This is a genomic window from Thermococcus eurythermalis (assembly GCF_000769655.1).
Classification (GTDB): Archaea; Methanobacteriota_B; Thermococci; order Thermococcales; family Thermococcaceae; genus Thermococcus; species Thermococcus eurythermalis.
In genome coordinates this window covers 1,780,025-1,798,688 of the sequence record NZ_CP008887.1, presented here as the reverse complement: position 1 = coordinate 1,798,688, position 18,664 = coordinate 1,780,025, and the positions used below count along the sequence as shown (strand labels likewise).

General features: G+C 55.4%; 23 protein-coding genes. 5 read left to right on the top strand and 18 right to left on the bottom strand.

What is annotated here, in order from left to right; translation table 11 throughout:
* The first annotated feature begins 66 nt into the window (after nucleotides 1-66).
* From TEU_RS09650 to TEU_RS09630, 5 genes are all read left to right on the top strand, one after another.
* Nucleotides 67-1,755, top strand: a complete 1,689-nt coding sequence (locus TEU_RS09650; RefSeq protein WP_050003580.1) for a hypothetical protein — start codon at nucleotides 67-69, stop codon at nucleotides 1,753-1,755.
* A gap of 168 nt (nucleotides 1,756-1,923) precedes the next feature.
* A complete protein-coding gene (locus tag TEU_RS09645) occupies nucleotides 1,924-2,844 on the top strand; it encodes a DMT family transporter (protein WP_081947236.1) in 921 nt (306 codons plus the stop codon).
* Between the two features lie 204 nt (nucleotides 2,845-3,048).
* Complete coding sequence (locus TEU_RS09640; RefSeq protein WP_050003579.1) at nucleotides 3,049-3,615, top strand: CBS domain-containing protein; 567 nt, start codon at nucleotides 3,049-3,051, stop codon at nucleotides 3,613-3,615.
* A gap of 80 nt (nucleotides 3,616-3,695) precedes the next feature.
* Nucleotides 3,696-5,594, top strand: coding sequence for an ABC transporter substrate-binding protein (locus tag TEU_RS09635; protein WP_320407199.1), 1,899 nt, complete (start codon nucleotides 3,696-3,698; stop codon nucleotides 5,592-5,594).
* A 38-nt stretch (nucleotides 5,595-5,632) separates the two neighbouring features.
* The gene (locus TEU_RS09630) at nucleotides 5,633-5,821 is read left to right on the top strand and encodes a hypothetical protein (RefSeq protein WP_050003577.1); all 189 of its coding nucleotides are present in this window, start codon (nucleotides 5,633-5,635) and stop codon (nucleotides 5,819-5,821) included.
* Here TEU_RS09630 and TEU_RS09625 read toward each other — a convergent pair.
* The 18 genes from TEU_RS09625 to TEU_RS09540 form a co-directional block, all read right to left on the bottom strand.
* Nucleotides 5,781-6,500, bottom strand: a complete 720-nt coding sequence (locus TEU_RS09625) for an ABC transporter permease (RefSeq protein WP_050003576.1) — start codon at nucleotides 6,498-6,500, stop codon at nucleotides 5,781-5,783. The two genes, TEU_RS09630 and TEU_RS09625, sit on opposite strands and share 41 nt — an antisense overlap.
* Nucleotides 6,488-7,408 carry an ABC transporter ATP-binding protein gene (locus TEU_RS09620; RefSeq protein WP_050003575.1) on the bottom strand — a complete coding sequence of 307 codons (921 nt, stop codon included), beginning with the start codon at nucleotides 7,406-7,408 and terminating at the stop codon, nucleotides 6,488-6,490. Before TEU_RS09620 ends, TEU_RS09625 begins: the two co-directional genes overlap by 13 nt.
* Complete coding sequence (locus TEU_RS09615) at nucleotides 7,390-8,526, bottom strand: WD40 repeat domain-containing protein (RefSeq protein ID WP_081947235.1); 1,137 nt, start codon at nucleotides 8,524-8,526, stop codon at nucleotides 7,390-7,392. Before TEU_RS09615 ends, TEU_RS09620 begins: the two co-directional genes overlap by 19 nt.
* A 299-nt stretch (nucleotides 8,527-8,825) precedes the next feature.
* Nucleotides 8,826-9,329: a 4Fe-4S dicluster domain-containing protein gene (locus TEU_RS09610; protein WP_050003573.1), complete on the bottom strand. Its 504-nt coding sequence runs from the start codon at nucleotides 9,327-9,329 to the stop codon at nucleotides 8,826-8,828.
* Entirely contained in the window at nucleotides 9,326-10,381 is a 1,056-nt protein-coding gene (locus TEU_RS09605; protein WP_050003572.1) for an FAD-dependent oxidoreductase, read from the bottom strand. Before TEU_RS09605 ends, TEU_RS09610 begins: the two co-directional genes overlap by 4 nt.
* A complete protein-coding gene (locus tag TEU_RS09600; protein ID WP_050003571.1) occupies nucleotides 10,378-10,731 on the bottom strand; it encodes a hypothetical protein in 354 nt (117 codons plus the stop codon). The genes TEU_RS09605 and TEU_RS09600 overlap by 4 nt, the downstream gene beginning before the upstream one ends.
* Before the next feature lies 1 nt (nucleotide 10,732).
* The gene (locus TEU_RS09595) at nucleotides 10,733-12,274 is read right to left on the bottom strand and encodes a proton-conducting transporter transmembrane domain-containing protein (RefSeq protein ID WP_050003570.1); all 1,542 of its coding nucleotides are present in this window, start codon (nucleotides 12,272-12,274) and stop codon (nucleotides 10,733-10,735) included.
* Between the two features lie 5 nt (nucleotides 12,275-12,279).
* Nucleotides 12,280-12,765, bottom strand: a complete 486-nt coding sequence (locus TEU_RS09590) for a Na+/H+ antiporter subunit E (protein ID WP_050003569.1) — start codon at nucleotides 12,763-12,765, stop codon at nucleotides 12,280-12,282.
* Nucleotides 12,762-13,139, bottom strand: a complete 378-nt coding sequence (locus TEU_RS09585; protein WP_050003568.1) for a sodium:proton antiporter — start codon at nucleotides 13,137-13,139, stop codon at nucleotides 12,762-12,764. Before TEU_RS09585 ends, TEU_RS09590 begins: the two co-directional genes overlap by 4 nt.
* Complete coding sequence (locus TEU_RS09580; RefSeq protein WP_050003567.1) at nucleotides 13,136-13,858, bottom strand: MnhB domain-containing protein; 723 nt, start codon at nucleotides 13,856-13,858, stop codon at nucleotides 13,136-13,138. Before TEU_RS09580 ends, TEU_RS09585 begins: the two co-directional genes overlap by 4 nt.
* A 1-nt stretch (nucleotide 13,859) precedes the next feature.
* Entirely contained in the window at nucleotides 13,860-14,102 is a 243-nt protein-coding gene (locus TEU_RS09575; RefSeq protein WP_050003566.1) for a Na(+)/H(+) antiporter subunit B, read from the bottom strand.
* Complete coding sequence (gene mnhG / locus TEU_RS09570) at nucleotides 14,095-14,427, bottom strand: monovalent cation/H(+) antiporter subunit G (RefSeq protein WP_050003565.1); 333 nt, start codon at nucleotides 14,425-14,427, stop codon at nucleotides 14,095-14,097. The genes TEU_RS09575 and mnhG overlap by 8 nt, the downstream gene beginning before the upstream one ends.
* Nucleotides 14,424-14,693 carry a monovalent cation/H+ antiporter complex subunit F gene (locus TEU_RS09565; RefSeq protein WP_050003564.1) on the bottom strand — a complete coding sequence of 90 codons (270 nt, stop codon included), beginning with the start codon at nucleotides 14,691-14,693 and terminating at the stop codon, nucleotides 14,424-14,426. The genes mnhG and TEU_RS09565 overlap by 4 nt, the downstream gene beginning before the upstream one ends.
* Nucleotides 14,690-14,941, bottom strand: a complete 252-nt coding sequence (locus tag TEU_RS09560) for a hypothetical protein (protein WP_050003563.1) — start codon at nucleotides 14,939-14,941, stop codon at nucleotides 14,690-14,692. The genes TEU_RS09565 and TEU_RS09560 overlap by 4 nt, the downstream gene beginning before the upstream one ends.
* Nucleotides 14,892-15,662 (bottom strand): NADH-quinone oxidoreductase subunit B family protein, encoded by a 771-nt coding sequence (locus TEU_RS09555; RefSeq protein ID WP_050003562.1) that lies wholly within the window; start codon nucleotides 15,660-15,662, stop codon nucleotides 14,892-14,894. The genes TEU_RS09560 and TEU_RS09555 overlap by 50 nt, the downstream gene beginning before the upstream one ends.
* Nucleotides 15,659-16,156: a 4Fe-4S dicluster domain-containing protein gene (locus TEU_RS09550; RefSeq protein ID WP_050003561.1), complete on the bottom strand. Its 498-nt coding sequence runs from the start codon at nucleotides 16,154-16,156 to the stop codon at nucleotides 15,659-15,661. Before TEU_RS09550 ends, TEU_RS09555 begins: the two co-directional genes overlap by 4 nt.
* Nucleotides 16,147-17,787: a hydrogenase large subunit gene (locus tag TEU_RS09545; protein WP_050003560.1), complete on the bottom strand. Its 1,641-nt coding sequence runs from the start codon at nucleotides 17,785-17,787 to the stop codon at nucleotides 16,147-16,149. Before TEU_RS09545 ends, TEU_RS09550 begins: the two co-directional genes overlap by 10 nt.
* A 4-nt stretch (nucleotides 17,788-17,791) precedes the next feature.
* Entirely contained in the window at nucleotides 17,792-18,664 is an 873-nt protein-coding gene (locus tag TEU_RS09540; RefSeq protein ID WP_050003559.1) for a respiratory chain complex I subunit 1 family protein, read from the bottom strand.

Here is an 18,664-nt window from a genome sequence, read left to right as displayed (position 1 = left end):
TGACATCGCCCTAAGTTCTTTATGTGGATTCGGAATGGGGAGTATATATAGCTAATGGTGGTGGGGATGCAGTTACCTGACAAGACCCCATTAGTTGAGAACGTGGTGGTGACATCAAAAAAAGACCTCACTGAGCTGGCCAAAAAAGCCCTCAGTGAAGGGAAGGGAGCCTTTCTCAAAGTATTCGCCAAGGATCAGCGCGGCAAGTACTACATAACAATACTCCTGGACAGCTCAAAGGTGCTGGCGGCTGAATGTCTCGTCGTTGATAATAAGCAGACACTCGTTGGAGAAGACGCATTAAACCTCTTTAAGGCCCTTCTTGGCAAGCCCATGGTAGTTGATGCTTATTCACTCGACGAGATTGAAATGAAGCTTTCAATAGCCGAAAACCTCGACGTTTATTCAGAGACTCCTAAGATTCCCCTTGATGAGCTGTTCTCAGGTTCGGCGGTACAGGTTAGGCCTAAGGAGGTACCGGAAGCAAAAGAGCCTGCACCTAAGCCCGAGCCGGTCCCAGAGCAGAAACCCGTGGCCGAGAAAAAGCCAGGAGAAAAGGCTGTCCCCAAGCCTGCTCAGAAGTCGGGAGGAAAACCGGAGATAGTCGTCAGCTTCACCGGTGGCAAGCTCCCGGAGGAGGCATTCAAAAAATACGCCGAGCACATAGTTCGAGAAGTCCGCAAGATGAAAGGAGTTTCCATAGACAAGATCGAGTTCGACGCCAACGTTGGAGAGGGCGTCGTTTACCTCAATGTCCACGTTTACGGAAGCGCTGGGACAGGGGATAGGCGGAACCTCGAGGTGGCCGAAAGGAGAATCCTCCACATAGTCAGCAAGCACGCGCCCGTGATCCTAAGGGAAGCGGAGCACAAGCCCATACTCAGAGACATAAGCGTTGTCCTCAACGGTGAGGAAGCGAGGCCACAGGAAATAACCTTAAAAGATGAGAAAAAGACAGGGGCAGTAACAAAGGACGGAAGGGTTAAGCTTTCCGTCCTCAAAGACGTCTGGCCGTACTTCAGCAATTTTGCAAGAACTGTGGTACAGGAACTCGAGACGGCTGGGATTAAAGTGGACAGCGCGTACTTTGACGTTAAGGGGTGGAGAGAGTTCGAGGTAAACCTTTCCATTGTCGTTGAGAGCCCGTTTGACAGGGCAACCACAGAGAAGACCATTAGGACCGTCCTTACCAGGCATGTTAAAGAGCTCTCGCGTTCAATAGGCCGCTACATCACAGTCCACAGTGTTGAAGTGGAGCTCGTGGAGAAGCCTTCCCTGGGGCACGCTCCTGCGAAGAAACCGGTTGCATCAGGAAAGGCCGCAGAAGTCCTGGCCAAAAAGGCGCTCCTTGAGAAGGAGGTTGAGAAGCTCCTTAAGGAGGCCGGTATAGATGAGCTCGCCCCGCTTACCGAACAGAAGAAGAAGGAGGCAGAGGAAACACTGCTGAAGAGCAGGGTGGAGCCGGCCATTGAAACGCTAAAGAACAGGATACGCGCCGAGCTCAAGCTGATGCCGAGGGTCATCTTCAAGTGGCTTAAGATTAACCACGAAGTACATGGTACGACAGTTTACATAGACGTTGAGGCTTCCTTTGTTAAAGAGAACGTTGGTGGGCTCTTTGGTGCCTACTCTGGAGTCTCGGACGAGAAAATAAAGAAAGACGTTGTGGACGTCATAAACAGAATAATCCGCGAGGTGTCAAGCGAGTACAGCGTTGCAATAAAACCAAGGAGCGTAAACGTAATCCTCCGCTGAGTCCTTTCTCCGCTTATATTTTCAGCACTCAAGATCCTCATCATCCTGGCGTCAGCTCTGCCGAGGTCATCATCGCAGAGGGTTCGGTAGGGGCTATTAAGGCCTTTTTCATATATTCATCTAAACGCTAAAGCATTAATTTTTTAAGAGTTGCCTCCGAGCAGGAGCATGCAGGAGCTAGTCCTTGGGATCTTCGCGGCACTGCTGTCGGCCTTTTCGTGGGCCTCAGCGACGATACTGGTGAGGGCGGGCTTGAAAAAGCTCTCACCTGTAGGCGCCAACATATTGAGGCTGTACGTCGCCTCGACCCTTTTCCTGACAATCTTTGCCTTAACTGGAAATCTGGGTGTTTTCAGGCTGCCCGTTAAACTGCTTGCCCTCGCGTTCATCTCCGCCCAGTTCGGATTCGTCATAGGGGACTACTTTTACTTCGGCGCCCTCAAGAGAATGGGAGTTTCTAGAACTGTCCCGATAACTTCAACATACCCGCTCTGGACAATCTTATGGGCTATACTCTTTCTGGGTAAGAAGGTCGAGCCCCACGTAATTATCGGTGCCGTTCTCGTTGTCCTGGCCATAATAGTGGTGAAGAGGGCCGAAGAAGAGGAGCATACAGACCGGCTCGGTTTTGTCTTTGCTTTTCTGGCCCCGATATCATGGAGCATCGCCATAACAATAATGGAGCACCTCTCCAGCAGTATCCCCACCATCCAGCTGGCTGGAGTCAGGATAGTCTTTGCCTCCATTGGGATTTCGGCGTTCCTGCCGAAGTACGGAAGGGAAGTGAGAGGAGTAAGCAGGAGAGAGGTCGCAGTCCTCGCGGGTGCGGCCGTTCTCGGGCTGGTGCTGGGGCAGTACCTCTTCGTGTATTCGGTAACCCTCGTTGGCTCCCCAATAGCGGCGCCGGTCTCTGCGATAAACCCGGTAATAGCGTCACTTCTCGCGGTGGTGCTCCTTGGGGAAAAGCCGAACGCGAAGATATTCGAGGGGCTGGTCCTGGCCGTCCTTGGAGTTGTCCTGATATCCCATCGGCTAAAGCTTTTAAGCCCCTTTTTCTATCTACTACTGCCGACAGCGAGGGGACAATAAGTCTCCTCGCACGGGCTCGGTTTTCCCGCCTCCGTGAGGTACTCGGGTTCGATGAACGGAGCGTGCTCACGCCGAGCCCACAGGGCCGGGAGCATCCACCCGCGTGAGCGAATGAGCGCGGGCCTCTGTGCCCGGCCCACAATTCGACGCCCTTCTGAGGAAGGCTTATAACCCCCTCGTTGCTTCAATAACTGGTGGTTATTTATGGTAGTCATTCCCCGGCCGATTGACCCCAGGGAAATCAAGCGAATTCGAAAGGAGCTCGGCATAACGCAGGAAGAACTTGCGAAAAAAGCCGGCGTAACGCAGGCCTACATCGCGAAGCTTGAGGCGGGTAAGGTAGACCCCCGTCTGTCAACGCTGAATCGAATTCTCCAGGCCCTCCTCGAGTGTAAGAAGGCCCAGCCCAAAGCAAAAGACGTCATGTCATCGCCCGTTATTTCAGTCAAACCCTACGAGAAGGTGGAGCGCGTTATCAAGCTGATGAACGAGCACAACATCTCCCAGATTCCCGTCGTCTCTGGGAACAAGGTCGTCGGTTCGGTGACCGAGCGAACCCTCGTGAGGCAGAGCCTTGAATACGAGGACATCTACGACCATAAGGTCATGGAAGTGATGGAGGAGCCCTTCCCGATAGTCAACGAGGACGAGGACTTGGAAGTCGTTAAGTACCTCCTCGAGGACCATCCAGCGGTTCTCGTCCAGAACAGGGAGGGCAAGATAGTGGGGATCATAACGCGGGTTGACCTCTTCAGGGTCGGCAAAACCTGACTTTTCTCCCAGACCACAACTTTAAAAACCCTTCCCTCTCAACACCCTTGGACATTTAATCCGGACAAAACGTCCAGGTGATGGCAATGAAAAGGAGTGCACTCATTGTCGTCCTGCTCCTGCTGGGAGCCGTTGTAGCAACGGGCTGTATCGCCTCAAATGAGAGCACGAGCTCCACATCGTCTCCCTCGGCAATATCTACAACCACACCCGCCACCCCAACGACGAATCCCCAAACCTCGACATCACCGACGACATCAAGCACGCCCCAGACCGAGAAGGGCTACTACCCGATAACGATTAAAGACTTCGCGAACAGGACGGTCACAATCAAGGCGGAGCCAAAGCGCGTAATTTCACTGGCCCCAAGCTTAACCGAAGACCTCTACTACCTCGGCCTGCTCGATAGGGTTGTGGGTATTACCGGTTACGAGGACTGGCCGCCAGAAGCCGTGAACATAACGTCCGTTGGGGGCTACGGCGCCTATGCAAATCTTGAGACGATAGCAAGCTTAGGGCCAGACTTAATCATAGCTGACAACGCCGTGTTGTACAAGGAGGGCTTCCTTGAGAACCTTGAGAAGATTGCCCCCGTTGTAGTCGTCGCCCCCAAGAGTCTCAATGAAATACCCCGCGCGATAGAGCTCCTCGGGGAGGTCTTCAACAAAAAGAATAAGGCCGGAGAAGTTGTTGAAGAGTTCAACGCCAAAATCAGCGCAATGAGGGAGCTTATGGAAGACAAGCCAAAGGTCAAAACCTTCTACGTTGTCTGGAACGACCCGCTGACGACTGCCGGCGGCAACACATTCATAAGCGACGTAATCAGCATCGCTGGAGGAGTGAACATTTTCAACGACGCCTCAAACTGGCCGCAGGTAAGCCTTGAGGAGGTAATAGCGAGGGACCCCGAGGTCATAGTCCTGACGCCCCACTGCGGCATGACGGTGGAAGACGCTTACAAGCTCTTCGCCGGCACAACCGCAGTCAAAAATGGGCGCGTTTATATGATAGACAACGAGAACGACCTTATTCACCCCAGCCCGAGACTTATCCGCGGAATCGAGACGATGGCAAGAATCCTGCACCCGGACGCATTTGAGACCAGCTACCCGCTTACCATCACCGACATGGCCAACCGGAGCGTCACAATCCGGGAGGAGCCTGTGAGGGTCGTCTCTCTTGCACCCAGCATCACCGAGACGATATTCTACATCGGGGCGGGTGACAAGCTCGTCGGCGTTACCGATTACGCGGACTGGCCCCCGGCCGTCAAAAACATAACAAGGGTGGGAGGCTACGGCGCCTATGCCAACCTCGAGGAGATTGCAAAGCTCAACCCCGACCTGATTATAGCGGACAACGCGGTCTTTTACAAGCAGGGCTTCCTTGAAAACCTTGAGAAGATTGCGCCGGTTGTAATCGTCAATCCGGAGAGCATTGAAGGCATTTATCAGCAGGTTGAACTTCTCGGAAAGGTTCTCAACAGGGAGAAGCAGGCTTCCCTTGTAATAGCAGAGATGAAGGCCCAGATAAGCTACATTGAAGGCCTTGTCGCCAACGCTAGCCGGCCGAGCGTTATGTACCTCGTCAGCACCTACAACGGCTACTGGGTAGGAGGGAAGAACACCTTCGCCGAGGGCATAATCAGGATTGCCGGCGGTAAGAACGCCTTCGGAGACGTTGATGGCTGGAAGGCCGTCAGCGCTGAAGAAATCGTTGCAAGGAATCCAGACGTCGTCATCATTGCCTCGGCCTACGTTGACCCGAGTGTGTTCTGCTCGGAGCCGCTCTCGACGATTAAAGCCGCCACCGAAGGAAAGGTCTACACCGTGAGCAACCCCAACGTCTTCCAGAGGCCCAGCCCGCGGATTGTGCTGGCGATTAGGGAGACGGCGGAGCTCCTCCACCCGGAGCTCTTTGACTACCAACCAGAACCGCTCACCTGCCCTGTCGGTGAGACTGCAAACTCAACCGGCTGATTTTTAAGCCCTTCTCCTTTTTCTTTTCCGGTGGTTGCATGGAACGGAAGACGCTCTACAGGATTATGCTTGTGGTTGTTATTGTGCTCGCTATAATCTTCACGCTCGGAGTTGCTGGAATAGTTCCCTTTGTCTGGAGCGAGTACATAACGGTCTTCATGGTAATCCTGTTCTTCGTCCTTCGTCTCAATAAAGGCCTTCGAGCCTGGAGGTTGACAGGTAAATGAAGACCATGGCCAGCAGGAGCAGGACGAGGAAAGAGTACACTGGATTGACGACGTCGTAGTAGTGGAGCATCGCGAAGCGGACACCTTCAACCGCGTAGGTCATCGGCGTGAGCAGGCCGACCGCAATGAACCACCTCGGGAAGAGCAGGAGGGACACTATCGCCCCGCTCGTGAACATCATCGGCAGTCTTATGAGGTTGAGCCACGTCATTGCGTTTATCGGGTTCTCGGGCACGAGGGAGACGTAGAGGCCAAAGGCAGAGAATACAACCGCTGAAATTGTCAGAAACAACACTAACAGCGGAATGTTCCAGATTGGATAGACCATGAAAAAGTGGAGAAAGGTAAGGCTGACGAGGCCCACAAAGATTCCAAAGGCCGATGCAACCAAAACTTTGGCAAGGGTAATCTCCAGGTAGCTAACGGGCGCGACGAGGAGCCTTTCAAACGTCCTAAGCCGTCTCTCGAAGACTACGGAGGAGGACACGAAAGATGTCGTCCCGAAGAGAACCGAAATCGTGAGCAGACCCGGTGCCAGGTGGTCAACGTCCCCAAAGCGCACCGCGAAGGCGAGGGTAAATACGAGCGGAAATATCACTCCCCAGCTTATTGAACCCGGCTTAAGGACGTATTCTTTGAGCTCCTTCTCGGCTATCGCCAGAACCTTCAAAGCGGGCACCCCCCGCAGGAACAGCCCTTTGTCAGCTCGACGAAGACCTCTTCAATGCCGGGAATCTCGGTGCACAGCCCCTCAATTCTGAAACCGAGCTCAGTTTTGAGAGAGTATAACTCATCGAGGAAGGCATCAACATCATCTACCTCAAAAACGAGTCCCTCCTCTTCAAAGGAGGGGTTGTAACGCTCAAGGGCCCTCAAAAGGGACGACGTCAGGGGCTCAACCGAGAGTTTAACAATCTTTTTCTTCCCAACCAGCTTCGCCAGTTCGTTCCTCTTTCCCTCGGCAACTATCCGGCCGTCCCTCATTATCGCTATTCTCTGGGGTATTGTCTCGGCTTCAACCATGTTGTGGGTTGTTATGAAAACTGTCATGCCCTTCTTATTGAGGTAGCGTATCAGGGCTCTGACGGCCTTGGCGGAGTGGACATCGAGCCCGTTGGTGGGCTCGTCGAGGAACAGCACCTCCGGCTCGTGGACGAGGGCAGCTGCGATCGTGGCCCTTCGCTTGAAGCCCGTGCTCAGCCTGCCGAACTTCCTGTCGGCTGGGAGCTCGAACTCCTTTATCAGCTCGTCCACTCTGCTTGGTGGGGCATCGTAGAGCTTGGCCATGAAGAGCAGGTTCTCTCGGACCGTCAGCTCGTCGTAGAGGTTGGAGACGTCGGGGACAAGACCTATCGAGCGCCTCACCGCGAGCTTCTCCCTTTTGACATCGAAGCCGTTCACGTATGCCTCGCCGGAGGTAATTGAAGTCAGTGTCGTCAGCATCTTTACAGTGGTTGTCTTCCCAGCCCCGTTCGGGCCGAGGAGGGCAAAGGCTTCCCCTTTTTTGACCGTAAAGCTTATCCCCTTCACGGCCTCGAAGTCGCCGTAGCGCTTGACGAGGTTCTTCGCTACGACCGCTTCCGCCATAACAGTACCCCCATAAGAACCACGAGGGCGATAAGACCCCCTGTGATGCACGGGTTAACGCCGGTCTTTCTATTAGATTCTTGCGCCGTAACTGTGGGGGTTCCGGTGAGGGCCCATGCGTCGATGGTGCCGTAACAGTTCTGGACGTCATGGGAGCCGTGTTCCGTGAGAAAGTAACCCTTTGGAGAGAACGCGACGTGATAAACCGTTCCGTTGAAGCGCTCGAACCAGACGACGGTTCCGTTGGGGGCTATTAGCTCCACCGTCTTTCCATAGCCCACCACTGTATATTTTTTCATCGTTGCGACATCGTAGGCGTAGCCGATCAGTGGTTTCGAGTAGAGGAGTTTTCCATCAATACTGAAGAGGGTGACGTTCCCAAAGTTTCCGGCGACTGCGATGTTTTCCCCATCAGTGTCGACGGCCCTTGCGTATCCAGGAAATCTGTACCGCCAGAGGATTTTCCCGTTTAGATCAAAGGCAACCAGCTCGCTCCAAGACTCGGATCTGGGGACAACGAGGGCTACCACCACATCGTCGGCTATCGAAGTCTTTCTCACGGGCCCGGGATTGGTGTCCCAGATTAGCTCCCCTTCTGTTGAGAAGACTGAAAGGCCATTGTTTGAACCAACAAAGACTTTTCCGTCCTGGAACACAACGGCCCAGACATAGTCGCTGATCTTTTTCTCCCACACAAGGTTTCCATCTTTAAAGAAGTAGACCCAGCCCGATGCGTCGCCGGCGACGGCAAAATCTCCGTTGGGACTTATTGAGACGCTAACAACGGCGTTATTGAGCTCTTTTTCCCATATTATTTTGCCATTTTCAAAGGCCTGAATCCATCTGCCCTCCGTTCCTATCAGGAGGATATTGTTCTCAGAAAGGGCAGAGGAATAGGCTATTCCCCTCGTAGGGCCCTTCCAGAGGAGTTTTCCATCGGGGCCCAAAAGCTCAGCGTAGTAACCAAACGCCAGACCGATGGAGCCGTTAGAGTTCATCGAGAGCGAGAACACTGCGCAGGTGTCGGAATAACTCCAGAGCTTGACGGGTGAGGCACTCACTGGGATTGCAAGAATTAGGAGCATGAGCATTAGCAGTCTTTTCATCTTACACCCCATTGGAGTTTGGTTCGCCTAATAAAAACTTTCTGGACGTTCTTTTTATCCTTGGTCGTATGGAATGGAAGACACTCTACAGGGTTCTGCTGCCAGTTGTGCTCGTTCTGGCGGTTGGTTATACACTAGTTATACACTAAAGATAATCGGCGCTGTGCCTTTTCAGTGGAGCTACCCTCTTCATGATAGCCCTGTTCATCTACTTGTAGCTGGACAAGACGCCAAGGGGCGCCCTTAGAACACGAGCGGTTTTCCCGCCGGCATACGGCGAACTTATGAACAGAAACTGAAAAAAAAGAAGGTCATAGCATCTGACCAAAGCTCTCGAAGGACTCCGACGAAATCCTCTCCCTCGCTATCTTCTCCGCGGTCCTCCTCCTGACCCTGTCCTCTACTTCCTCCGGCTTTCCGAAGAATATTGCCTCAGCCGGGCACATCTCCTTGCACGCCGGCTCCATTCCAAGCTCGCGCCTGTCTGCACACATGTCGCACTTTGTGATTGCCCTCACTTCCACGTTGAAGCTCGGGACGCCAAACGGGCACACTGCAAGGCACATGAAACACCCAATGCACCTCTGGGGGTCCACGATAACAGCGCCGTCGTGGTCCCTTGAAATGGCGCCGACGGGGCATATCTCCATACACGGGGCCTTTTCACAGTGGCGGCAGTTTATCGGGATTGGGAGACCGCTCATTGTGTAGTATATCCTTATGTTTGGCTTTCCGTGGTGGAGGAACTCACAGACCCCCTGGCAGGTCTCACACCCTATACAGAGGCTGTAGTCAACGTGGAGTATCCTCCTCATTTTCTCACCTCCATAAGCCAGTGGTGCATGCTTTCAGCCGCCAAAAGGCCGTCCAAAACGGCCCTTCCAACCTTCGAGGGGCCGGTGGCAACGTCGCCGGCGGCAAAAACTCCCTCTATGCTCGTCATGTGCCTTGAGTCCACTATTATCCTGCCCTTCTTGTCAACGGCAATTTCAGCCCCCTTAGGTGGGGTCGGCCTCTGGCCCACGGCGAAGATTACGTAGTCAACGTCTATCTGGAAGTTCGAGCCCTCTATGGGTATGGGCCTCTTCCTGCCGGTCTCGTCGGGTTCGCTCAGTTTGCACTTCTGGAGCTCAATGGCCTTCACCTTGCCGTTCTCACCGATTATGCGGACAGGGACTGTCAGCTCAAGCCACTTGACGCCCCTCTTCTGGAGGAGGTTAATCTCGTATGCTCCGGCAGGGGCCTCCCTTATTGTCCTCCTGTAGCTCATGTAGACCTTTTCAGCGCCGAGGAGCAGGCTCTCCATTGCGGCATCAACTGCAGTGTGGCCGGCTCCAATCACCATAACCCTCTTTCCTTCGATGGGAACGACCTCGCTCCAGTCCAGGTGGCCGAGTTTGGCGCTCTTTATCCTGAACAGGTAGCCCAGCGCCGGGTAGACGCCCTCAAGCTCGACGCCTTCTATGTCCGGGATAAAGGACTTCCACGTCCCCGTGGCGATTAGGACGGCGTCGTAGTTCTGGACGAGCTCGTTGAAGTCCACGACGTTCTTGACGAAGTCGTCTCCCTCTTCTTCCTCGTCCCCAAAGCTTACTTTGGTGTTCGGGTAAAACTTGACTTCAAAGACGTTTTCGAGCTCCTTGTATCCCTCTCTGACGCGGTAGATGGGGATTCTGAACTCGGGGATTCCGAAGAGCATCAGTCCTCCAGGCTCTGGGAGCTTGTCGTAAACGTGGACATCGTGGCCGTGGCAGACGAGATAGCCCGCGGCGCTGAGGCCAGCAGGCCCCGCACCTATGATGGCGACCTTCTTCCCGGTGGGGCTGGGCTTTTCTCTACACAGGAATGCAAACCTCATTCCGTTCATCTTACCACCTCCTTAACCAGCATCTTGTCAAGGTTTTTGACGGTTGGAAGGGCTCCTTTCATCTCCAACAACTTCGGAAGATGGCGTGAGAGGAAGTCCTCTGGGTCGTACAAAATACGAAAGTCGTCCATACCACCGAACACTTCGGGGTGGAGCGTGTCAATTGAGTCCGAGAGCCACAGCATTACGTCGTAGCCCTTCTCGGCGAGGGGTTCGAAGACGTTTTCAGCCGCATCGGCCAGCAGTTCGACCTTGTCCCCCTCCCTTAGTATTACCAGCAGGGTGTCCCTCACCTGCGCAACTGCAAGCAGGTTGTCGCAGTAGTGCCTTTTCAGGAGTTCAAGGGGCATTTCACTTCCCTCCAAGGACGTTTATGGCCGCCTGTATGTATCCCTCGACGTCGAGGGCCTGCACTGCGGTGGGGTCAATCACGTCTTCGAGTATCAGTGGCGAGAGGATTCCAATCGCAAGGCACAGCACGGCCAGCAACAGCAGCACCGCAACCATGCTCTTGGGCTCTTTCGCATCGGTGCTGTTCTCGGCCTTCTTAATCCAGAGCCAGTAGAGCATCTTCATGTAGCTTACCAGTGCAAAGACGCTTGAGAGCACGAGGACGACTACAAGGGCCACGCTCTTCTCCATGTAGGCGTAGTAGAGCACGAGCTTGCTGAAGAACACGTTGGTCGGCGGAAGGCCGACGAGGGATATCGTCGCTATGGCGAGGCTTACCGTTGTGAGGGGCATCTTCTTGCCGAGTCCAGCGAGGTCCTGGAGTTTTCTGCTTCCGGCCTCGTGGATAAAGACACCGACCGCAAGGAAGAGGAGCGCCTTACCCAGTGAGTGGTTGAGCATGTGGAAGACCATTGCCTTGGTTCCGAGTTCAGTCCGCAGACCTACCGCCATTGCGAGGTATCCCATGTGGAGGATCGTTGAGTAGGCGACAATCCTCTTGACGTCGTCGTGTGCGGTCATTGCCAGAGATGCCAGCAGTGCCGATACCGCACCAAGCCCTATCAGCACCGTTGAGACTGCCCTCACAGCGTTTTCAAACTCTGGAACCCCTGTGAACAGCCAGATGAACCTTGCCAGACCGTAAATGCCCGCGTTGACCACAAGGCCACTCAGGACTGCCGATATCGGGGACGGCGCTGAGGAGTGTGCCCCCGGAAGCCAGAAGTGGTTTGGCATGATTGCAGACTTTATGGTGAACGCCCACGTTATGAGTGCCATCGCGAGGGCGAATGCCATCAGGAGGTTGCCGGAAGCTTCTGACACCGGGAACGGGTAGCCTCTGGCTTTCGCCGCGAGGTCTGCGAAGTTCACAGTGTCGAAGCCGTAGTAGAGCACGCCGAGCGCCAGGAAGTAGAAGGTCGTTCCAATGGAGCTTATGATGGCGTACCTGACACCGGAGTAGGCTGGATAGCCTTCCTCGGTGTAGAACATCACAAGCCCGTAGGCGGCGGCTGCCGTGACCTCGAGCATTACGAAGAGGTTGAACGCGTCTCCGGTGAGGAATATCCCCAGGAGTCCGGCCTCAAGCCCGAGGTAGAGTGTGTAGTACCACTCGACGCCGGTCTCGCGCTCAAGGTACCTGACCGAGTAGAACGTTATTATGAACATGAGGAACGACGTCGTGAGAGCGAGCAGCGCCCCGAACCTGTCCACCTCGTATATTATGCCTATCGGGGCCTTCCACCCGCCGAAGGTGTAAATCAGCGGCTTTTCTGAGGAGTACGCCGCCCTGAAGACGTCAAGGCTCAGCACGAACGTCAGGCCCGTGACTACCATGGCGTAGGCGTTGACGAACTTCCTGTTGCCCTTAAGTATCTGGGATAAGACGGGGAGCGCGAACGCAAACGCCATTGGAATCGTGGGGAGTATCAGTGCGTTCATCTGTATCACCCCTCAAAAATCCTCTTCGCGTGTTTTTCGAACTCCTCAAGGATCTCCTTCCTGGCCTCGTCAGGGTCTCTCGTCTTCACGTCTATCCAGTTGACGTAGGCGTATTCCTCGTCCATGTACACCGTTACGGTGCCCGGGGTGTTCGTTATCGAGTTCGCGACCAGGAACCGGGCGTACTCGTCCTTCACGGTGATGGGGACCTTAATGATGCCCGGGTTCGTCTCGCCGGAGATTATGCGCTTTATGACGTCCAGGTGGGCCTTGAGCTCGATTACCGTGATGTACTTGATGAAGTAGGCCACCATGGCAACCCATCTTGCAGGGTTGAGGGCCTTCTTGGGGTTCTTCACCAGATACCTGCCGAAGAGCAGGCCCGCAATGACCGCTGTTACTGCCCCCGTTGCGATGTCGTACGGAGTGGCCGAGCCGGTTATTATGATGTACAGTATGAACGCGAGCAGGGTCACCGGCAGGAACCTCATTCCTCCCACCTCGCGAGCTTTCTAACGTCCACGGTGCCGTACTTCCTCTGGATATGGATAGCACCGTAGGCCATGAGCACGGTTATTGCCAGGCCAATGACTATCGCGGTGATGGTGAGGGCCTGCGGAAGCGGGTCAACGGCCCCCCTAACGAGCTCCTCAACGCCCTTCTGCGAGTAGTCTGTGAGCACCGGAGGGAGGGGCCTCTCGACGGCGCGGTAGCCGAGCAGTATGACGGCCACGTTGATGATGTCGGAGAATATGCTGAGGCAGATTATCTTCTTCACGAGGTTTGGCCTCACGGCTACGCCGTAGAGTGAAATTACGATGATCGCGGCTATGCTGCTCACTATCAGCGCGAGGGCAAACGTCATGCTTCGCTCCCCCCCTCAGGGTTTGAAAGGAGCAGGAATATTATCGTGAACCCTGCTCCAACCGCAAGGAACTCCGCCATGTTGAAGAGGGACAGGCTTCCGCTGACGAGCATTCCGTGGAGCTCCTTCGGGTACACCGGCAGGTTCTGCATGAAGTAGCCTCCCGCGAGGAGGGGGTAGAACGCGACGATGGCTATTGTGAGGAGGCCTATCGTCCTAATGACGAGGGCCCTCTCCTTGGTGAGCCCAGCCTTCTCAAGGGCCTTCTTGGAGAACGCAACTATTACCAGCAGGGGCACCACGGCGAGCATTGAACCGCCCTGGAAGCCACCTCCGGGCGTTATGTGGCCGTGGAACGCGGTCGTGGCGGCCGCTACGAAGGTAATGAGTCCGACTATCTTCACTCCGGTTCTGGTGATGTCGGTGAAGCCGCGCGGGTGGAAGCTCACGCTGGGCATGTTCCTGAAGATTGAGACCGCGCCGATTATTGCCATGAACAGGACGGCGGTCTCAAAGTACGTATCAAGACCCCTGTAGTCCCAGAGGATTGCAGTCACGACTTCCGGCGAACCGGCGGAGTGCTCCCCGAAGTAGCTGTTTCTAATGTAGAACTCGCCAAGCGCGTTCAGCTCCGTCTTGGGGGGCAGGTGTGGGGAGAGGTAGTACGCCCCCGCTATGACCGCCAGCATGATGATGGAGAGCGTGATGACCTTCCTCACTTCAGACCACCTCGTGTCTCGTCGTTTTGCTTACCACGAACACCATAAGGCCGGTGGAGAGTCCCACGGATATTGCAACGTACGCGAGGATTACGTCGGGGGCCATCAGAACGTACAGCGTCAGCAGTATGAGTCCCCCGAAGACGCCAGAATATGCGACTGCCTTCAGCAGGTCTGTCTCGGTGACTATGAGGTAGCTGAGGGCCACTGCGCACAGGAGGAAAACCGCCGCCAGCTCAAACATCTTCCTCCCCCCTGAACTCGTCAAGCTCCATCTCCACTATCCTGGCTTTGCTCGCGGCGTAGGCGAGTGCGTGGCTTCCCACTGGGGTCGTGACCAGGACGAGGAGCGCCGCAAGTACCGAGATTCCGACCACTGGCCACAGGCCCTGCTCTGCCGCTATAAACGCCACTCCGAGGAGCGGGTAGAACTTTCCTCCAACGGTGCCGACGGTCGCGGCGTGCAGTCTGAGGTAGAACGTGTTAAACCGGTGCATTCCTATCGCACCGAGGAGGTCGCAGACTGCGCCTATGGCGAGGAGTATAAGCCCGATGACCGTGAGTATCAAGTTCCCACCTCCCCTCTCGTGAGGTATTTGGCCGCGAACACGTCCAGGATAAACGCCCAGAGCACCAGGAACAGCGCCCCGACTGCCAGGAACGAGTTCCTATAGTAGATTGACAGGAGCAGCGCTATCAGCGCGACATCGAGGGACACACAGTCCGCGGCGAGGATTGAGTCCACCACGGTTGGCCCCCTGAGTAGCCTGATGAAGTAGAGCAGGCCTGAGAGCCCGTAAACCGCAAACAGCACGTAAATTGCCGTCTCAATCATCTAAAGACCCTCCTCACGGCTATGAGGCCCTTCTCTATCTCGGGGAGCAGTCTGGCTATCGTCTCCCTATCCTCCTCCGGGTAGGCGTCTATATCCGTCACACCCTTCTCGACCAGCTCCGCACTCCTCTCGCTGACTTCTCCGACGATTTCCTCGGTTGAAAAGTTGGACTCGAAGTGATCGAGCACCCGTGCGACGTCATTTTTGAACTCCAAGTACTCTCCTTTTCTGACCAAGTATGTCTTCATACGTCCTCACCACCTCTAAGTAGTGCTCATAGAGCTTATTCAGTCCATACCTGAGCCGGCTGTCCTTTTCTTTGAGTTTCTCTTCTTCGACAAGCTTCTTGAGGGCTTCCGGCGTCTCTGCAACGTCCACGAGCTTCATAAACCTCTCAAGGAGCCTGTAGCCGTCGAAGTAGCCGAGCTCCTTCCTGATTCTCGCCTTGAGGATTACCTCAACCCATGCCTTGAACTGGGTGCGCGGGAGGACGAACTCTTCGTCCCTGTAGTGGCGAGGGGACAGCTTCTTCTCGGCAATCCCGAGCAGGAGCGCGAGCCCGTAGAGTATCTCCTCCGGCCTTGGCGGGCACCCCGGAATATACACGTCCACCGGCAGGAACTCAGAGGTTCCTCCGGCCCTCGGGTACTCCAGTCCGAGCCTTTCTGACTCCCGCCTCACGGCGTAGCTGTTGTAGAAGATTCCGCCACTGCAGGCGCAGGTGCCTATGGCGATGACTATCCTCGGCTTCGGGGGCATTGCCTCGTAGGCCCTTTTGGCGGCGTAGTAGGACTGCCTCGTTAGGGGCCCGGTGACCAGTAAGGCGTGAGCGTGCCTGGGAGTTGAGACGAGCTTGACACCCAGCCTTTCAACGTCGTAGTAGGGGGTGAGGACGTCGAGTATCTCTATGTCACAGCCGTTGCACGCCCCGGTGTTGAGGTGAAAGACCCAAACGGACCTGAGCTTCATTCTCTCATCTCCTCCTCGAACTTTGTGGCGTTAACAACCGTCAGGAGCCTCTTACATTTCCTGCAGAGCGGGAGCTTCTCTCTCACCCTGTCGAACTCAACGATGCCGGGAGGTATCATTGAGAGGACTTTCTGGAGCTGTCTCTCGGTGTAGTCAGTGTACTTTCCACAGCCCCTGCACCTTGCGAGCCTCAGCTCCACTACCTCCACGTGAGAGCTTCTGTCGTCGCTCGCCGCTTCGAACTCCTGCGTTAGCCTTATCGCTCCGGTCGGACAGACCTCCTCGCACCTCGCGCACCTTATGCACCTGCCGATGTCGAGGACTATCCTTCTCGTCCCCTTCTCGTAGTCGTCTATCTTGACCAGCGCGTCAGGTGGACAGGCGTTCACACATGCGGCACATCCAACGCACAGGCGCGGGTCTATCACCGGGATTCCCCTGTACTCTGGTGGCGCCTGCTCCGGCTCGAAGGGATAGTACTTTGTCACGGGCATGCCCCTATCCCTCCGCCCAGTGAGATTACCTTCGCCTTTCCTGACTCCACGTCAACGACCTGAACCCTCTCGGTACACGAGTAGCAGGGGTCTATCGAGGCCACTATCAGCGGAGCATCGGCTATTGTGTAGCCCCTCAGCATGTCCGGAACTGCCTGGAGGTTGTTGTACGTCGGCGCCTTCACCCGCCACCTGTAGATTCTGTTCACCTCCCCTGTCATCACGTAGTGGGTGTTCTCGCCCCTCGGGGCTTCAACGGCCGATATACCCTCCCTCCAGCTTGGGACTTCGTTGAACTCCGCTATCACGGGGCCGCCGGGAATAGCGTCAACCGCCTGCTCCAGCAGGGAGATGCTCTCCCTCACTTCGTCAATCCTCACGAGGGCCCTTGCCAGGACGTCTCCCTCCTTGTAGACGGGGACGTCAAAGCTCAGCTCATCGTATGCCGCGTAGGGGAGGCTCTTTCTTGTGTCGTAGTCAATTCCAGAAGCCCTCGCCAGGGGGCCGGCGGTGTCCCACTCCATAGCTTTCTCCTTCGGGAGCACACCGACGCCCTCGCACCTCTTTACGAAGCTCTTCGTTGATACGAGCATGTCAACGAGCTCGTCGAACTCTCTCCTCAGGTTCTTGAGAGTCTCAAGAACCAGGGACTTTCTGTAGTCCAGGAGGTCTCTCCTGACTCCGCCAACGAGAACAAGGCCGTACGTTTTCCTGTTGCCAGTGAGCCTCTCGGCGAGCTCCATGACCTGCTCCCTAATCTCCCACGAGCGCATAAAGGCCGTGTCAAAGCCGGTCAGGTGGGCCGCGACGCCCAGCCAGAGGAGGTGGGAGTGCAGTCTCTCAATCTCAAGGAGTATCGTCCTGATGTATCTCGCCCTGTCCGGCACTTCAATTCCAGCCGCCTCCTCGACGGCCTGGGCGTACGCTACGGAGTGGGAGAATCCGCATATGCCGCATATCCTCTCCGCGATGAATATTATCTGGTTGTAGTTCAGCCTTCCCCTTGCGAGCTTTTCTATGCCCCTGTGGGAGTAGAAGCCGCGGTAGTCCACGTCAACGATTTCCTCACCCTTGACGAAGAGCCTGAAGTGCGCCGGCTCGTCCAGCGCGACGTGGTATGGCCCCATCGGGTGCACCGTAGAGTCTTCGGGCGGCTCCTTGTAGGGGTAGCTCCTCGTTCCGGCTGGGGAGTGGTAGTACTGGAAGTCCTCCCTCAGCGGGTAAACTCCCTCTGGCCAGTCGTCGGGGAGTACAAGCCTTCTCGGGTCCGGAAGTCCCTCCGCTTTCAGGCCCAGTAGGTCCTGGACTTCCCTCTCGAACCATATTGCCCCCTTGTGGAAAGCGCCGACGCTGGGAAAGGTGGGTTCGTCTTCAGGGACGTAGAGCCTTATCCCGACGACTTCGTTGTCCTTCCAGTCAAGGAACCAGTAGGTCACGCTGAATGCCTCTTCGGTGTTCCTCTCGTCCATTCCTACCATTGTGAAGAGCCTTGTGTTCGGTCTGCTGAGAATGTAGTTGATTATGTTGGGAAAGTCCTCTCTCCTTACCATCAGCGTGTAAAGCACTTTGTTCTTTGCGATGACCTTTTTCCCAAGCGTCGAGCCAAATTTTTCTTCAAACTCCCTTATCATAGTCTCACCATCCCAGCCATGCGATTATCATGATTATCACACCGATAACGATGGCCTTGACCCCCTGCTTCGTTGCCTGGTCGAGCCTGTGGCGGGCGTTCAGGGACTCGTAGGTCACCATCAAGAGGTATGTGAGCAGGAACACCAGCAGCTGGAGGGCGAATGCGACGACGCCTTCAGCCACAGGGAGGGCCACGAAGGACGCGAACAGCCATATCATTGCGAACCTCTTTATCTGGAGTGCCCACTTGAACAGACCGAGAAGCCTTCCGCTGTACTCTGTGAGGGGACCTTCCAGGATTTCCGTCTCCGCCTCGGCGATGTCGTAGGGTATGAACCCGGACTCCACGTAGGTGACGTAGAGGAGCAGCAGGTAGGCTCCGATGATTGAGGGGCTCGGGGAGATTGAGCGGGCGATCTTGGTTATGCTCAGCGAGCCTGTCTTGAGGGCGAATATGCCTATCGTAACCGCGAAGAGCGGCTTGAAGATCAGCGAGAGCGTTAGCTCTCTGTTGGCACCAGCGTGGGAGTACGAGTTGTCTACGCTCAGGGCTCCAAACACCAGGGCCGCGGAAAACAGTGTGAAGACGTATATGAATGCTATCAGGTCTCCCCCGAAGTTTATTATCGCGCCTGACCCGTAGGGCAGCATGAGGGCCATGCAGAGGGCACTCGCGAGCGCGACGTAGGGGGCCATCCTGAAAGCGAGCGATGACGTTGGGAGTATTGATTCCATGGAGAGGAGCGTGATTATGTCGTACCACGTCTGGAGGATTGAGGGCCCTACCCTGTTCTGTATCATCGCCTTCACTTTCCTCGCGACGCCATCTAGCAATGGTGGTAAAAATGGAGCAATGATTGCCCCGATGAGCTCCAT

What these genes read in the sequence shown, in the direction of transcription:
- TEU_RS09620 (WP_050003575.1), bottom strand. Translation starts at nt 7,408, where the DNA reads ATGGCGGAAGCGGTCGTAGCGAAGAACCTCGTCAAGCGCTACGGCGAC.
- TEU_RS09635 (WP_320407199.1), top strand. Translation starts at nt 3,696, where the DNA reads ATGGCAATGAAAAGGAGTGCACTCATTGTCGTCCTGCTCCTGCTGGGA.
- TEU_RS09555 (WP_050003562.1), bottom strand. Translation starts at nt 15,662, where the DNA reads ATGAAGCTCAGGTCCGTTTGGGTCTTTCACCTCAACACCGGGGCGTGC.
- TEU_RS09545 (WP_050003560.1), bottom strand. Translation starts at nt 17,787, where the DNA reads ATGATAAGGGAGTTTGAAGAAAAATTTGGCTCGACGCTTGGGAAAAAG.
- TEU_RS09600 (WP_050003571.1), bottom strand. Translation starts at nt 10,731, where the DNA reads ATGCCCCTTGAACTCCTGAAAAGGCACTACTGCGACAACCTGCTTGCA.
- TEU_RS09605 (WP_050003572.1), bottom strand. Translation starts at nt 10,381, where the DNA reads ATGAACGGAATGAGGTTTGCATTCCTGTGTAGAGAAAAGCCCAGCCCC.
- TEU_RS09595 (WP_050003570.1), bottom strand. Translation starts at nt 12,274, where the DNA reads ATGAACGCACTGATACTCCCCACGATTCCAATGGCGTTTGCGTTCGCG.
- TEU_RS09650 (WP_050003580.1), top strand. Translation starts at nt 67, where the DNA reads ATGCAGTTACCTGACAAGACCCCATTAGTTGAGAACGTGGTGGTGACA.
- TEU_RS09585 (WP_050003568.1), bottom strand. Translation starts at nt 13,139, where the DNA reads ATGACGTTTGCCCTCGCGCTGATAGTGAGCAGCATAGCCGCGATCATC.
- TEU_RS09560 (WP_050003563.1), bottom strand. Translation starts at nt 14,941, where the DNA reads ATGAAGACATACTTGGTCAGAAAAGGAGAGTACTTGGAGTTCAAAAAT.
- TEU_RS09630 (WP_050003577.1), top strand. Translation starts at nt 5,633, where the DNA reads ATGGAACGGAAGACGCTCTACAGGATTATGCTTGTGGTTGTTATTGTG.
- TEU_RS09550 (WP_050003561.1), bottom strand. Translation starts at nt 16,156, where the DNA reads ATGCCCGTGACAAAGTACTATCCCTTCGAGCCGGAGCAGGCGCCACCA.
- TEU_RS09645 (WP_081947236.1), top strand. Translation starts at nt 1,924, where the DNA reads ATGCAGGAGCTAGTCCTTGGGATCTTCGCGGCACTGCTGTCGGCCTTT.
- TEU_RS09590 (WP_050003569.1), bottom strand. Translation starts at nt 12,765, where the DNA reads ATGAGGTTCCTGCCGGTGACCCTGCTCGCGTTCATACTGTACATCATA.
- TEU_RS09615 (WP_081947235.1), bottom strand. Translation starts at nt 8,526, where the DNA reads ATGGGGTGTAAGATGAAAAGACTGCTAATGCTCATGCTCCTAATTCTT.
- TEU_RS09640 (WP_050003579.1), top strand. Translation starts at nt 3,049, where the DNA reads ATGGTAGTCATTCCCCGGCCGATTGACCCCAGGGAAATCAAGCGAATT.
- TEU_RS09540 (WP_050003559.1), bottom strand. Translation starts at nt 18,664, where the DNA reads ATGGAGCTCATCGGGGCAATCATTGCTCCATTTTTACCACCATTGCTA.
- TEU_RS09565 (WP_050003564.1), bottom strand. Translation starts at nt 14,693, where the DNA reads ATGATTGAGACGGCAATTTACGTGCTGTTTGCGGTTTACGGGCTCTCA.
- TEU_RS09610 (WP_050003573.1), bottom strand. Translation starts at nt 9,329, where the DNA reads ATGAGGAGGATACTCCACGTTGACTACAGCCTCTGTATAGGGTGTGAG.
- TEU_RS09575 (WP_050003566.1), bottom strand. Translation starts at nt 14,102, where the DNA reads ATGTTTGAGCTGGCGGCGGTTTTCCTCCTGTGCGCAGTGGCCCTCAGC.